Here is a 13,679-nt window from a genome sequence, read left to right as displayed (position 1 = left end):
GAGGACGAGACCGCGCATGAGGTGTCGCGCTACCAGTTGGCCACCATGACCGATTACGTCGCCAAATACCGCTGAGTTTTCCTCGGCGAGCAGTCACGGCGGTACCGCAAACGCGGCGTGTCGCGTACCGCAGCGTCTGCTCGCCAGGAGAACTCGCCAGGAGAACTCGCCAGGAGAACTCGCGGGAGGACGTCAGTTCCAGATGCGCACGCGCTGAGCGGGATCCAGGTACAGCTCGTCGGTGTCGGCCACCTCGAACGCCTCGTAGAACGAGTCGATGTTGCGGATCACACCGTTGCAGCGGAACTCCGGCGGTGAATGCGGATCGACCGCCAACCGCCGGATGGCTTCGGCGTCACGGGATTTGGTGCGCCACACCTGGGCCCACCCGAAGTACACCCGTTGCACGCCGGTCAGCCCGTCGATCACCGGTGGTTCCTCGCCCTTGAGGGAGAGCTCGTAGGCCAGCAGCGCGATGGACAGCCCGCCGAGGTCGCCGATGTTCTCGCCGACGGTGAAGGCGCCGTTCACGTGATGGCTCGCGTCCAGTGCGCGCGGCGTGAACTTCTCGTACTGCTCGATCAAAGCCTTTGTGCGGAGCCCGAATTCGGCACGGTCGGCATCGGTCCACCAATCCACCAGATTGCCGTCACCGTCGTACTTGGCGCCCTGATCGTCGAAGCCGTGGCCGATCTCATGGCCGATGACCGCCCCGATACCGCCGTAGTTGGCGGCGTCATCGGCGTCGGCGTCGAAGAACGGCGGCTGCAGAATGGCTGCGGGAAAAACGATTTCATTCATGCCCGGGTTGTAGTACGCGTTGACCGTCTGCGGCGTCATGAACCATTCGTCGCGGTCCACCGGCCCGCCCAGCTTGGCCAGCTCCCGGTCGGAATTGATGAGGTTGCCCCGCCGATAGTTGCCGTACAGATCGTCGCGCACGATCACCAGCTCGGAATAGTCCCGCCAGCGCGCCGGATAGCCGATCTTCGGGGTGAACTTGTCGAGCTTGTCCAGCGCCTTGGCCCTGGTCTCCGGCGTCATCCAGTCCAGGTTGGTGATGCTGACCCGGTAAGCCTCACGCAGATTGGCCACCAGCTCATCCATCCGGGCCTTGGCCTCCGGCGGAAAGTGCCGCTGCACATAGAGCTTGCCCAGGGAGTCGCCCATCAGGCTCTCGACCACCGACACAGCGCGCTTCCACCGGTCGCGGATCTGCTCGGTGCCGCTGAGCGTGCGGCCGTAGAACGAGAAATCCTCGGCCACCAGATCGTCGGTCAGCAGGCCTGCGCGGCCGTGGATCACACGCCAACGGGCCCACGCCTTCCAGTCCTCGATGTCCTCGCTCGACCACAGCGCCGCGAAGGCCGTCAGGTAGTCGGGTTGACGGACCACGAGTTCGGCCACCGCTTCCGGCGTCGTTCCCAGGCCACGCACCCAGACCGACCAGTCGAACCCGGGGGAGTCGGCGGGCAGGTCGGCGAACGTCCGCAAGTTGTAGGTGAGATCAGCGTCGCGACGCTTCACCACATCCCAGTGCGCGGCGGCCAGCTTGGTCTCCAGCGCCACGATGCGGGCGGCCGTCTCGGTTTGGTCCCCGCCGTACACGAGGCTGAACATCCGCGCGATGTGCCCCGGGTACGCCGCGAGGATCTCGGCGTGCTGCTCGTCGCGGTAGTAGGACTCGTCGGGCAGCCCGATTCCGGACTGGCTGATGTGCAGCAGGTAGCGGGTCGAATCCTTGGAGTCGGTGTCGATGTAGACGCCGGCACCGCCGCCGACGCCTGTGCGCTGCAGCGCACCCAGCACGCCGGCCAGCTCGTCGGGGGTGGTGGCCGCGTCGATGGTGGCCAGCTCGTCGAGCAGGGGAGCCAGCCCGCGCTCGGCGATGGTCTGCTCGTCCATGAAGCTCGCGTACAGATCGCCGATGCGTTGCTCGTCGGTGCCGTTCGCGGCCCCCGACTGGGCGGCCTCGGTGATCAGATCGCGGATCTGCTCCTCGGCCCGGTCATAGAGGGACCGGAACGCACCGTCGGTGGCCCGGTCGGCGGGGATGTCGTATTCGGTCAGCCAGCGGCCGTTGACGTGGCCGAACAGATCGTCCTGGGGGCGGGCCTGCGCGTCGACATGGCTCAGGTCGATACCGGACTTGATAGCTTCTACCGTCACCCCGACATTCTTCCAGACGCCTCGGCGGTGCTCTGGGCCTCGGAAGGCACCGGTAGCCTCACGCGCATGCCCGAAGCCCCTGCCAAGGACGACACCGACGACAGCGCGGACAACGCCGGCGGCCAGTTCACCGGCTACGGCATCGCGTCGGCGGTACTGGGGGTGATCGCGGTCGCCGCCATCGTGCTGGCCGCCCTGATCTGGACCGGACACCGCAGCGAGACCGGCGAGCGGGCCTACCAGACGCGCGTGCTGCAAACCGCCGCCGACTGGACCAACATCCTGATCAACCTCAACAAGGACACCGTCGAATCGGGGCTGCAGAAGCTGCACGAGGGCACCGTGGGCCAGCTCAACACCGATTTCGACGCCACCGTCCAGCCCTTCCGGGACCTGGTCAAGCGGCTGCAGGCGAACTCGACCGGACAGATCGACTCGGTGTCCATCGAATCGATCTACCACCCGCCGCCGGGTCCGAACGGGGCGCCGCAGCAGCCGCCCCAGCCTGAGCTGACCGGTCTGGTGTCGCGCATCGATCACGTGCTGGTGGTGGCCACCTCGGTGAGCCAGAACGCCGGCTCCGACAAGCCGCAGACCGTGCGGTGGGCGCTGCGCCTGGACGTCTCCGACGTCGACGGGCAGCTGATGATCTCGCGGCTGGAGCCGATCCGATGAGGAACCGGTTGAGAGTCCTGGCCTTCGACATCGTCGCGCCTCTGGCGGCGATCCTGGCGCTGGTGTTCATCGGTCTGGCGCTGGCCTGGCCGCTGTGGTGGGTGTCGGTGTGTTCGGTGCTGTGCCTGTTGATCGTGCAGGGCGTGATCGTCAACGTGGTGCTGGCGCGTCGCGACGGCGTGACCGTCGGCACCGACGACGACGGGCCGGGGCTACGGCTGGCCGTCGTGGGGGTGGCGACGGTTGCTCTGGTGGCCGCGGTGCTCGTCGGCTATCTGCGCTGGACGAAGCCCGACAACACGTTCAACAGCGACCGCGGCCAGGTGGTGCGCATCGCCAGCAGTGTCGCGGAGGCCACCGCCACGTTCGCGCCGCAGAGCCCGACCGCGTCGATCGACCGGGCCACGGCCATGATGACGCCCGAGCGTGCCGACGCGTTCAAGAAGGAATTCTCGGGCGTCGCCAAGGATTTGACGAGCAAGAACGTCTCGGCGAGCGCGAGCACCATCTCCGCGGGCGTCGAGGCGCTCGGGCCCGCCGCGGCCAGCGTCGCGGTGGTGCTGCGCGGCACCCAGAGCGTGCCGGGCAAGCCCGCCGACAACGCCGTGCTGGCCCTGCGCGTCACGCTGACGAAGTCCGACGGCCGCTGGGTCGTCGACAACGTGGTGCCGCTGCACTCGCGGTAAAGGCGGCGCTCAGCGAGGGCGACGCGAATCGATCACCCCGGTGTTGAACCCGGCCAGGTGCAGACCACCGGCGAACCGGGCGTGCTCGATCTTCAGGCAGCGATCCTGCACGACCTGTAGCCCGGCGGCCTCGCCGTCGCGGGCGACCTGGTCGTGGCGCAGGCCCAGTTGCAGCCACAGCGTCTTCGCGCCGACGGCGACGGTCTCGTCGAGCACGTGCGGCAGGTCATCGTGGCGGCGGAAGACGTCGACCAGGTCGGGGACGGCGGGCAGATCGGCGAGAGTGGGATAGACCTTCGTGCCGTCGATCTCGCTGATGGTCGGGTTCACGAGATAGAGCTCGTAGTCGCTGGTCGATCTCAGGTAGGTCCAGACGAAGTAGCTGGCGCGCGACGGGTTGGCCGAGGCCCCGACGATGGCCACCGTCCGGGTCTCGCGCAGGATGCGCTGGCGGGTCAGAGCGTCGGTCATCGGTCCCCCAGGGCTTGGTCCAGATCCCAGATGATGTCGTCGACATCCTCGATGCCCACGCTGATGCGCACCAGCTCGGGGCCGACGCCTGCGGCGTGCAGTTGATCGTCGGTGAGCTGGCGGTGGGTGGTGCTGGCCGGATGGATCACCAGCGTGCGCACGTCCCCGATGTTGGCCAGGTGGCTGGCCAGCTGCACGGAGTTGATGAACTTCTCGCCCGCGGCCCGCCCGCCGGCGACCCCGAACGCGAACACCGCGCCGGGCCCGTCGGGCAGGTAACGCGCCGCCCGCTCGTGATGCGGGTGCGACGGCAGCCCCGCCCAGCGCACGTAGCTCACGCGCGGATCGGCCTGCAGCCACTGCGCCACGGACCGGGCATTGGCGAGATGGGCGGCCATCCGCTGCGGCAGCGTCTGCACGCCCTGCAACAACTGGAACGCCGACTGCGGGGCCAGGGCGGCACCCAGATCACGCAGTTGCTCGCTGCGCAGCTTGGTCAAGAAACCGTACTCGCCGAAGTTGCCCCACCAGCTCAGCCCGCCGTAAGACGCGACCGGTTCGGTCAAGGCCGGGAATTTGCCTGAACCCCAATCGAATCGACCGGAGTCGACCACCACACCGCCCAGCGTCGTGCCGTGCCCGCCGAGGAACTTGGTCGCCGAGTGCACCACGATGTCGGCGCCGTGCTCGATGGGCCGACACAACGCCGGGGTGGCGACCGTGGCGTCGACGACGAGTGGCAGCCCGGCAGCGTGGGCCACTTCGGCGAGCCCGGCCAGGTCGGCGATCTCGCCGGATGGATTGGCGATCACCTCGGCGTAGACCAGCCGGGTGCGGTCGGTGATGGCCGCGGCATAGTCGGCCGGATCGGTGCCCGCAACGAACGTGGTGTCCACGCCGAAGCGGCGCAGCGAGACGTCGAGCTGCGTGACGGTGCCGCCGTAGAGGCTTGCGGCCGACACGATGTGATCGCCCGCCCCGGCAAGGGCGGCGAACACCGCGAACTGTGCCGAGAGGCCGCTCGCGGTGGCCACCGCGCCGAGGCCGCCCTCGAGGCTGGCGATGCACTCCTCGAACGCCGCGACCGTCGGGTTGGCGATCCTGCTGTAGACGTTGCCGTACTTCTGCAACGCGAACAGGTTTGCCGCATCGTCGGTGTCGGTGAACACGAAGCTGGCGTTGGCGTAGATCGGTGTCACCCGCGCGCCGGTGGCCGCATCCGGACGTTGTCCGGCGTGGATGGCGCGCGTGGCCAAACCGAAAATCCGGTCAGTCACGGCTGCGCAGCGTACGGCGGCGCGGGAGGGACGGCCAGAGTTGCGATCTCGGTGGCGTTATTGTCCTGCGCGCTGGGCGGCGAGCTTGGCGAACCGGTCGGACAACCGCTGCATCCGCAGCAGCAGCGAGGCGGGCGGGCTGACCGTGCCCTCCAGGTAATTGGCGAAGTCTTCGTTGGAAACCCCGGCGCGGGAGGCGAATTCCTGCGGAGCCAGCCCCGATCGGCGCAGCAGCCCCTGGATACCGCGAGCCACGTCGGCGCGCTCGCTGGCCTCCAGATGTTCGCGGGTGCGCACCAGCACCTCGGACAGGGCCTTGGACACCCCGTACGGCCGTGCGGTCTCCAGAACTTCCTCGACCTGACGTGCGGTGCGGCCGTAGGGGTCTCGCTTGACTGCGGCCACGATCCGTTGCCACACCGCCATGTCGTCGGTCTCGAGCGCGGCCCGGATCGCTGCGGTGGGCCAGTACTCGACCGGCCGGTCGTCGAACGGCGGTTTGCGCGGGGGCAGAGGGGAGCGAGAATGCCCGCGCGGGGGGACGTTCTCGCGGTGTGGATCGCGAGTGTCCCGTGCCTCCGGGGCCAACGTCACTTCGCCTCCTCCAGCATCGCTACAGCCACCGACAGGCAGCGTTGCCTGACTTTCTCCCAGTCATTTGCAGCCTCTGGTCCAGACATTCTGACATCGTGTTCGTCGGACGGTTGCGGATCGGCCAAGCGGCGTACCAACTGGGTCGCCACCCACCGACTTCTGGGTTGTTGACCACAGTAATACCGGTCCATGCCCGACAACACCAGAGCCGCTGTCTGGGTTTCCATCGACTCGACCAGGTCAGCAAACTCGGCGTAGTCCTTGGTGGTGTTGCGGCACATGATCAGGTAGCACTTCAACCGCAGTGTTTCCGCGCCCGTCGGGATCTGCAGCCGGTCGCCCGTGGGCAGCTGCACGTTGGTGGTCTCCATCGGTCCGCGCCGCTCCACCATCGCGCGTTTGGCGTCGGCCTCGGTCTCCAGCGCGTCGACGGCGACCGAAAGCCGGCCCCGCCACATCGTCACCGGATGCACCGCACACGGTTTGGCCCGGCCGGGGCGCTGCTCGGCCAGCCGGGTGGTGAATTCGCGGCAGCCGCTGAACGCCAACGGATCGGCGACCGTAATGGTCTGCGGGGCAAGGCTTTTCATGCGAGCTGCGGAGCGGACCATCATGCGCAGGTCGGCTCCGGTCGGACCCGTCGCCGCGATGTTGTCGGGGATGATGACCAGATCGGTCACCTCGACCTTCGGCAGCGGCTTCTCGAAATCCACCTCGGGCAGGATGCGGTCGAGCCAGCGTGGCAGCCACCAGTTCCACTCGTCGAACATCGCCATGAGCGCGGGCACCAGCACCAGCCGGACCACCGTGGCGTCGACCGCGATGGCCACCGCGCAGGCCACCCCGAGCTGGGCGACGAGCGGCATGCCGGCAAACGCGAAACCGATGAAGACCGCGATCATGATCAACGCCGCGCTGGTGATGGTGCGGGCGCTGGTGCTCACACCGTAGGCGACGGCGTCACGCGTGTTGTTGGTCTGCAGGAACCGTTCGCGGATCCGGGTCAGCAGGAAGATCTCGTAGTCCATCGACAGGCCGAACGTCATGGCGAGCACCAGCGGCGGGATGGTGCTGTCGAGCGAGCTGAGCTTCTCGAAGCCGAGCCCTTGGAACCAACCCCACTGGAAGACCACCACCAGGCTGCCGTAGGCGGCGGCCACCGACAGCACGGTCATCAGCACGCCCTTGAGGGCCAGGAACAGCGACCGGATCGACACCAGCAGCATCACGAACGCGATCAGCGCGACGAACACGAACACCCAGGGCTGCGTCGCCGAGACCCGGTCGTCGAAGTCCTTGATCAGCGCGGTCGGACCGCCGACGTCGACTCGGACGTTCGGGCCTGCCGCGGCGGGCAGCCTGTCGCGCATCCAGTCGATGGCCTTGCGGGCCGCCAGGTCCTCGGGGTCCACCGACAGCACCGCCGAGAGCAGCGCGCTGTTGCCGTTGCCGTTGTCGGAGAACACCGGGGGTTGCACCATGATCACGCTGGGCGCCTGGGCCATCTGCTGGCGCACGGCGTCGACCGCCGATTTGTCGGCGGCCTTGCCGTCGGGCACTGTCACCAGCACCCGGATCGGGCCGAGCGCACCCGGACCCAGGGCGTCGGCGGCCGCGTTGACCCCGCCGCGGATCTCGTGCGTCGGCTCGAACTGACGCTGCATGCTGTTGCCGAGCACCATCGAGAAGGCCGGCGCTGCCAGCGTCAGCAACAGGATCACGGCCGCCAGCGCCGACGCCCACGGACGCAGCATCACCGCGCCGGTCCAGCGGGTCCAGAACTTGGACTGGCTCGCCTCGACCCGGCGCGACCAGTGCAGATAGGACGAACGTTTGGCGGCCGCGTGGCCGAAGGTCGCCAGCACCGCGGGCGTCAGCGTCGTCGACGTGAGCACCGCGACCGCGACCGCGAGGATCGCGCCGGTGGCCATCGACACCAGCACCGGCGTGTTGATCAGGTAGATGCCCGTCATCGAGGCGATCACGGTGAGGCCCGACAGCACGACGGCCAGGCCGGACGTCGCCATCGCGGCGTCGACAGCCTCGGTGGGATCGCGGCCCGCCCGCAGTTCCTCGCGGAAGCGCATCAGGATGAACAGCGAATAGTCGATGGCCAGCGCGATACCGAACATCGACACCGTCGACGTCACGAACACGCTCATGGTCGTGAACATCGACAGCAGATAGACCAGGCCCATGGTCACCACGACCGTGCAGATGCCCAGCACCAGCGGCAGCGCCGCGGCGGCCAGCGAGCCGAACACCGCCAGCAGCACGATCAGCACGATCGGCAGATTCCACTTCTCGGCTGCGGTGATGTCGTGCTTGGTGGCCTGGGTGGCGGCGGCGCCGAGCGCGCCCTGCCCGATGACGTAGAACTTGACCTTGCCGTTGGCGCTCTCGCCGGGCTGGTCGCCGTGGATGCCGACCTTCTGGCGCAACTGCTTTGCCACGTCGACCGCACCGGTGTTGTTGAAGTCCAGTTGCAGGGTCAGCACGTAGGGCCGGTCGGGCTGCGGTGCGGGCTGCTGCGGATTGGGCACGATCTTGACGCTGGGGACCTGCTTGGCGATCTGCTCAAGCCGCGCCACCGCGGCGTTCATGTCGTCGAACGACGCGTCGGCACGCGGTGCGGCGACCAGTGCCAGTGGGGAGGCGCCCTGATCGGGGAAATGGTCTTCGAGCTGGCGCTGCACGTACAGCGACTGCGAACCCTCGACTTCGAACCCGCCGCCGGTCAGATTGGACGACTGGTTCATCGCGAGGTAGATGGAGGGCACCAGCAGCAGCAACCAGGTGGCGAACACCGCCCAGCGGAATCTGCGCAGATTGCTGCTCAAGCGCATCATGAACTGCTGGATGCGAGGTCCCCTCTTTCTCCCCCGGCGTTGCGTACGGAAGCGTACCTCGCGCTGAGGTAGGCTCACCCGCCCGTCGGCCGCCATGAGACCGCACCGTGATGTGGGCTGGATTACCGCCCACCCGGCTAACGCTATTCGCTGACATCGCGACATAGATGGCAAGATGGCCCCCGGCTGTGCATGCGTCGGGGGCTTCGCATGCCGCTGATCGTGAGGAGCCTGTCCATGAAGCCGATATCTGCTGGACTGCGCCGCGGCCTTGCGGGCGCGTTTGCGGTGTCCGCGGCGGGCGGCGTGGCCGCCACCCTGTTCCTGGGGCCGACCGCAACCGCCGGAACCGATCCGTGCGCGGCCAGCGAGGTCGCCAAGACCGTCGGCGGCGTCGCCACCAACATGGGCTCCTACCTCGACGCCCATCCGCAGACCAACCAGGCGCTGACCACAATCAGCCAGCAGCAGGCAGGCCCGCAGACCCTCGGCGCGGTCAAGGCCTACTTCGACGCCAACCCGCAGGTCGCCAAGGACATGCAGCAGCTGCAGTCGCCTCTGGTCAGCCTCGGTACCCGCTGCCGGTTGCCGGTCAGCTTGCCGCAGATGATGGGCCTGCTGCAGGGTGCGCAGCAGAGCGCGCCCGCGGGTGTGCCGTCGGCCCTGTCGTCGACCGCCTCGGCGGTGAGCACCGGCCCGCTGCCCGGGCCCGCGGCCACCCCCGGATTCAACCCGGGAGCCTTGCCCGGCGTGACCACCGCGACGGGCACCACCACCCGCTAGCGCGTCGAACCGGAGTTCGTCAGGCCGAGAAGGCACTTCATTGGGCGCAAGGCGGGAAACTCGCAGCGGATTCTGCTTAGCTTGCACTGCCGGTACCCGCCCGGGGTTGCGGCGTCCCATCCGATGAAGGAGCTTGACCATGTTGCTCTCGGCCCTGAACGCGCGGCGCGTCGTAGCCGGCGTGGCCGGCGCCGGCGCGGTTGCCGGCGCGATGCTGTTCGGTGCGATCCCGTCGGCCATGGCCGACGACCCGCCCAACTGCACTGCGGCTGACCTCGCCGGAGTGGCCTCGGGTGTGTCCGCCTCGACGTCCGCCTACCTGTTCACCCACCCGGACGTGAACGCGTTCTTCACCGGCCTCAAGGGCCTGCCCCGGGATCAGGTGCGCACCAAGGTGCACGACTACCTCGAGCAGAACCCGCAGACCAAGGCCGACCTCACCGGGATCCGCCAGCCCCTGGTCGATCTGAAGAATCGGTGCGGCGGCACGCCGCCTCAGACCCCGTAACCTGGTGCGGGTGGGAACATCCCCCGCGAACGGCGAAGGTCCCATCGTGCCTGAAGGCGCGAATCGCACAGTCCTGATGGTCGACGACGACCCGGACGTACGTACCTCGGTGGCCCGCGGCCTGCGGCACTCCGGGTTCGACGTTCGGGTCGCGGCCAGCGGTAAGGAAGCGCTGCGATTGCTGTCCAGCGAGTCGCACGATGCCCTGGTGCTCGACGTTCAGATGCCTGAACTCGACGGTGTCGCGGTGGTGACGGCGCTGCGCGCGCTGGGCAACGACATCCCGATCTGCGTGCTGTCCGCGCGCGATACCGTCAACGACCGCATCGCGGGCCTTGAGGCCGGCGCCGACGACTATCTGACCAAGCCGTTCGACCTGGGCGAACTCGTGGCGCGGTTGAACGCGCTGCTGCGCCGGTCCAGCCACACCGACCGGCAGTCGGACAGCATGACCGTAGGGCCGCTGACCATCGACACCGCACGGCGGCTGGTGTTCGTCGGCGGTGAGCGGGTCGAGCTGACCAAACGGGAATTCGATCTGCTCGCCGTGCTGGCCGAGAACGCCGGTGTGGTGTTGTCCCGGCAGCGGCTGCTGGAACTGGTGTGGGGCTACGACTTCGACGTCGACACCAACGTCGCCGACGTGTTCGTCTCCTATCTGCGCCGCAAGCTCGAACGCGACGACATGCCGCGGGTGATCCACACCGTGCGCGGCATCGGTTACGTGTTGCGGGACGAGTCGTGAGGGCCTGGCGCTAGGTGCGGCTGTTCAGCCTGTTCCGGTCGACGTCGCTGCGTACCAGGGTGGCCATCGCGGCCGCGGTGGCGGCTTCCGCGGTGGTCGCCGTGTTCACGATCCTCACCTCGGTGGTGCTGGCCAACAACGACGCTGCGCAGCTGGACCGCAGGCTCGACTCCATCATCGACGCCAGCTTCAACCCCGATCAGTTCCAGGATCCGCGGCGCGGCGTGCTGACCACCGGCCGGGCCAAGACCACCGGCGAGCTGGTGTTCCAGCGCGGGCCGCAGTTGCCCGCCCTGCCGCCGGGGACCGCGACGGTGGAGGTCAACGGCGCCGAATACCGGGTCCGCACCATCGAGCTGGACCAGGACGGCGGCCTGCTGATGTCCATCGGCATCCGCGCCGACAGCATCCTGCTCAGCGCCAACCGGATCCCGGTCTACATCGTGGTCGGTGTCGTCACGGTGCTGATCGCCGGTGGGCTGGGTTGGCTGCTGGCCGGGCCTGCCGTGCGTCCGCTGCGCAAACTGACCGAACACACCAGCAAGCTGGGCCGCGACACCGCGACCATGCCCGAGGTCCGCGGTGTCCGGGAGGCCGAAGACCTGTCCGAGGCGATGGCAGGCATGCTGACCCGGCTGGCCGCCGCGCAGCAGGCCACCACCAACTCCCTGCAGGCGGCCCAGGATTTCGCCGCCAACGCCGCGCATGAGCTGCGCACCCCGCTCACCGCGATGCGGGCCGACCTGGACACCTTGCGCATCCACGATCTGCCCGAGGATGAACGCGACGAGGTGGTGGCCGACCTGTCCCGGGCACAGCGCCGGGTGGAGGCCATCATCACCGCGCTCGGTCAGCTCGCCTCCGGTCAGCTCGCCCAGCAGGAGGACCGCGAACTGATCGACGTCACCGAGATGCTCTACCGGGTGGCGCGGGAGAACATGCGCGGCGGATCGGTCGAGGTCGAGGTGCGCGCCGACAGCAACGTCGGGTCAGTGCTGGGCTGGCCGGCCGGGCTGCGGCTCGCGGTGGACAACCTGGTGCGCAACGCCGTCACGCACGGCGAGGCCACCCGCATCGTGCTGGCCGCGCACCGCCGTCAACCGGTGCTGACCATTGTGGTCGACGACAACGGCCGCGGCCTGCCCGCCGAGGAGCACGAGACCGTGCTCGGCAGGTTCCGCCGGGGCAGCACCGCGGGTGCGGGCGGTTCCGGTCTCGGGCTGGCTCTGGTGGTGCAGCAGGCCGAGCTGCACGGCGGGTCGATCCGGCTGTCGGACAGTCCGCTGGGTGGCCTACGGGCGACCCTGACGGTGTCCACGTCGCGTGAGCCGGTGGCGGACGCCGATCAGCTGGACTGAACGCGGTTGCGACGGCGCAACCCGGCCAGGGCGGCGCGCCAGCCGAGCAGCAGCACCGCGGTCACCACTGACGCGACCACGATGAAACTGCCTGCCACTCCGGCCGAGGTGAGCTTGCGCAGCAGCATGCCGACCACGACAGTGCTGATCCAGACCGCAATACCGGTGGGCGCCAACGACGTCGGACGCTGCCAGCCGCGCGACACCAGCCAGCCCGCGAGGGTGCCCACCAGAAAAGGCCACGCGGTCTCGGCGACCCCGGCCAGCGTGATGCCCTCGGCGTGGCTGCGCCGGCCGATGGTGCAGAAGACCACTACGGCAACAAGATCCGCGAGCAGAGCAAGCGCGCTAGCCCGTCGCATACGTCATCACATCCAATACCAGTGGGCTGACCTCGGATTGGTCGCGGATGGCGAACCCGGGCTGCAACGCGGCCGGCTTGCCGTCGAGCAGCGGATCGAGTGAATCCTGCGACACCAGCCGAGAGTCCAGCCGGAACGACTTGAACACGAATGGTAACCCGTTGGATCCCAACGGATCAGGCCCGTCCATCACATGGAAGTGCAGGTGTGGCGCATCGGAATTGCCCGAGTTGCCCAGCGCTGCGATGACCTGCCCGGCCTTGAGCTCATCGCCCGGTTTGACCTTCAGGCTGTCCGGCTTGAGATGGGCGTAGAACGCGTAGTTGCCGTCGCCGATGTCCTGCACGATGTGGTTGCCGCCGTACTGCTGCAGCGTCAGCCCCTTCGGGGTCACCCCCGGCACCTGTTCGGGCTGCCCGTCGAGCACCGCGACCACCTTGCCGTCGGCCACCGCGTGGATGTCGGCGCCGAAGTACGGGTAGCTCTCCACCTTGGCCTTGTCGCCGGTGAAGATGCGGTGCTGCGCGTCGAGCTGGACGTAGTCGATCGCGAATCGTTCAGCAGCCCAAAGCTTTCCGTTGATCGGGTTGATGGCCATCCGGTGCGCGGTCATATCACAGCAACTGTTGACGTCTGCCCAGTCGTCGCCGGCCAGCGGCGGGGTGATCGACACCGGTTTGCGGGTCTGCACCGAGGCAGGCGCGACGGTCTCGGTGAGTTCGGCGGGTATCAGCGGCGGCATCGGCTTGCTCACCGACACGCTGACGGCATGGTCGATGTGACTGGGCAGGTGCGCTGGGTCGTCGGCGATGACGTCGAGCCACACATACGCACTCTGGCCCGGTCCGAGCACATTGGTGCCGGTGGTCGGGAACGCGACCAACCGGGTCCAGTACTTCAAGTTGTCGCCGGAGAGCGTCAACAGTTTGCGGTCACCGTCCAGCGCGCTGACCGAGGTCAACGTGACGTCGGCGGGCATGGTGTTGGTCAGCATGAGCTCGTAGGCCAGGTGCGTGCGTCCGTCGGTCATCGGCACGGGCACCGGATCGGCGATCACCGAACCGATCACCGGGGTGGCGGCCGCGGGCGGGGTGGTCGACGTGGTCGTGGTGGCCTGCGGCACCTGCGCCGACGAACATGCGGTCAGTGCGGCGGCCAGCGCACCGACCAGTGCGAAGGCCACGGCGGAGTAACGCATGAGC

At 68.3% G+C, this 13,679-nt stretch carries 13 protein-coding genes; 6 read left to right on the top strand and 7 right to left on the bottom strand.

Going from position 1 to position 13,679, the window contains the following annotated elements; all coding sequences use genetic code 11:
* Positions 1-192: 192 nt before the first annotated feature.
* Complete coding sequence (locus tag A5784_RS06820) at positions 193-2,169, bottom strand: M13 family metallopeptidase (protein ID WP_064943578.1); 1,977 nt, start codon at positions 2,167-2,169, stop codon at positions 193-195.
* A 66-nt stretch (positions 2,170-2,235) separates the two neighbouring features.
* Here A5784_RS06820 and A5784_RS06815 point away from each other — a divergent pair, with 66 nt between their 5' ends.
* A complete protein-coding gene (locus A5784_RS06815; RefSeq protein ID WP_064943608.1) occupies positions 2,236-2,844 on the top strand; it encodes a hypothetical protein in 609 nt (202 codons plus the stop codon).
* Positions 2,841-3,530 carry a hypothetical protein gene (locus tag A5784_RS06810; protein ID WP_064943575.1) on the top strand — a complete coding sequence of 230 codons (690 nt, stop codon included), beginning with the start codon at positions 2,841-2,843 and terminating at the stop codon, positions 3,528-3,530. The genes A5784_RS06815 and A5784_RS06810 overlap by 4 nt, the downstream gene beginning before the upstream one ends.
* Positions 3,531-3,539: 9 nt before the next feature.
* Here A5784_RS06810 and A5784_RS06805 read toward each other — a convergent pair whose 3' ends face one another.
* Genes A5784_RS06805 through A5784_RS06790 form a run of 4 tightly spaced genes read right to left on the bottom strand, consistent with a single transcriptional unit; the run spans position 3,540 to position 8,721 of the window.
* Positions 3,540-4,001, bottom strand: a complete 462-nt coding sequence (locus tag A5784_RS06805; protein WP_064943573.1) for a CoA-binding protein — start codon at positions 3,999-4,001, stop codon at positions 3,540-3,542.
* The gene (locus A5784_RS06800; protein WP_064943571.1) at positions 3,998-5,278 is read right to left on the bottom strand and encodes an O-acetylhomoserine aminocarboxypropyltransferase/cysteine synthase family protein; all 1,281 of its coding nucleotides are present in this window, start codon (positions 5,276-5,278) and stop codon (positions 3,998-4,000) included. The genes A5784_RS06805 and A5784_RS06800 overlap by 4 nt, the downstream gene beginning before the upstream one ends.
* 57 nt (positions 5,279-5,335) lie before the next feature.
* Complete coding sequence (locus tag A5784_RS06795) at positions 5,336-5,872, bottom strand: XRE family transcriptional regulator (protein WP_197514653.1); 537 nt, start codon at positions 5,870-5,872, stop codon at positions 5,336-5,338.
* Entirely contained in the window at positions 5,869-8,721 is a 2,853-nt protein-coding gene (locus A5784_RS06790; protein WP_064943569.1) for an MMPL family transporter, read from the bottom strand. Before A5784_RS06790 ends, A5784_RS06795 begins: the two co-directional genes overlap by 4 nt.
* Before the next feature lie 237 nt (positions 8,722-8,958).
* On the opposite strand from A5784_RS06790, the gene A5784_RS06785 reads away from it, so the two are divergent.
* The 4 genes from A5784_RS06785 (at position 8,959) to A5784_RS06770 (ending at position 12,115) form a co-directional block, all read left to right on the top strand.
* Entirely contained in the window at positions 8,959-9,504 is a 546-nt protein-coding gene (locus A5784_RS06785) for a hemophore (RefSeq protein WP_064943604.1), read from the top strand.
* Positions 9,505-9,643: 139 nt separating this feature from the next.
* Complete coding sequence (locus tag A5784_RS06780; protein ID WP_064943567.1) at positions 9,644-10,012, top strand: heme-binding protein; 369 nt, start codon at positions 9,644-9,646, stop codon at positions 10,010-10,012.
* Positions 10,013-10,058: 46 nt separating this feature from the next.
* Positions 10,059-10,757 (top strand): response regulator transcription factor, encoded by a 699-nt coding sequence (locus A5784_RS06775; RefSeq protein ID WP_036425864.1) that lies wholly within the window; start codon positions 10,059-10,061, stop codon positions 10,755-10,757.
* 14 nt (positions 10,758-10,771) lie between these two features.
* Complete coding sequence (locus tag A5784_RS06770) at positions 10,772-12,115, top strand: sensor histidine kinase (protein ID WP_232005966.1); 1,344 nt, start codon at positions 10,772-10,774, stop codon at positions 12,113-12,115.
* Here A5784_RS06770 and A5784_RS06765 read toward each other — a convergent pair.
* Both A5784_RS06765 and A5784_RS06760 read right to left on the bottom strand, forming a co-directional pair.
* Positions 12,103-12,477: a DUF3054 domain-containing protein gene (locus A5784_RS06765; RefSeq protein WP_064943565.1), complete on the bottom strand. Its 375-nt coding sequence runs from the start codon at positions 12,475-12,477 to the stop codon at positions 12,103-12,105. The genes A5784_RS06770 and A5784_RS06765 overlap by 13 nt on opposite strands.
* The gene (locus tag A5784_RS06760; RefSeq protein WP_064943563.1) at positions 12,464-13,675 is read right to left on the bottom strand and encodes a M23 family metallopeptidase; all 1,212 of its coding nucleotides are present in this window, start codon (positions 13,673-13,675) and stop codon (positions 12,464-12,466) included. The genes A5784_RS06765 and A5784_RS06760 overlap by 14 nt, the downstream gene beginning before the upstream one ends.
* Between the last annotated feature and the right edge of the window lie 4 nt (positions 13,676-13,679).

This window comes from Mycobacterium sp. 852013-50091_SCH5140682, assembly GCF_001665685.1.
Classification (GTDB): Bacteria; Actinomycetota; Actinomycetes; order Mycobacteriales; family Mycobacteriaceae; genus Mycobacterium.
This window is presented reverse-complemented; position numbering and strand designations above follow the sequence as displayed.

What these genes read in the sequence shown, in the direction of transcription:
- A5784_RS06785 (WP_064943604.1), top strand. Translation starts at nt 8,959, where the DNA reads ATGAAGCCGATATCTGCTGGACTGCGCCGCGGCCTTGCGGGCGCGTTT.
- A5784_RS06790 (WP_064943569.1), bottom strand. Translation starts at nt 8,721, where the DNA reads ATGATGCGCTTGAGCAGCAATCTGCGCAGATTCCGCTGGGCGGTGTTC.
- A5784_RS06780 (WP_064943567.1), top strand. Translation starts at nt 9,644, where the DNA reads ATGTTGCTCTCGGCCCTGAACGCGCGGCGCGTCGTAGCCGGCGTGGCC.
- A5784_RS06760 (WP_064943563.1), bottom strand. Translation starts at nt 13,675, where the DNA reads ATGCGTTACTCCGCCGTGGCCTTCGCACTGGTCGGTGCGCTGGCCGCC.
- A5784_RS06815 (WP_064943608.1), top strand. Translation starts at nt 2,236, where the DNA reads ATGCCCGAAGCCCCTGCCAAGGACGACACCGACGACAGCGCGGACAAC.
- A5784_RS06805 (WP_064943573.1), bottom strand. Translation starts at nt 4,001, where the DNA reads ATGACCGACGCTCTGACCCGCCAGCGCATCCTGCGCGAGACCCGGACG.
- A5784_RS06810 (WP_064943575.1), top strand. Translation starts at nt 2,841, where the DNA reads ATGAGGAACCGGTTGAGAGTCCTGGCCTTCGACATCGTCGCGCCTCTG.
- A5784_RS06765 (WP_064943565.1), bottom strand. Translation starts at nt 12,477, where the DNA reads ATGCGACGGGCTAGCGCGCTTGCTCTGCTCGCGGATCTTGTTGCCGTA.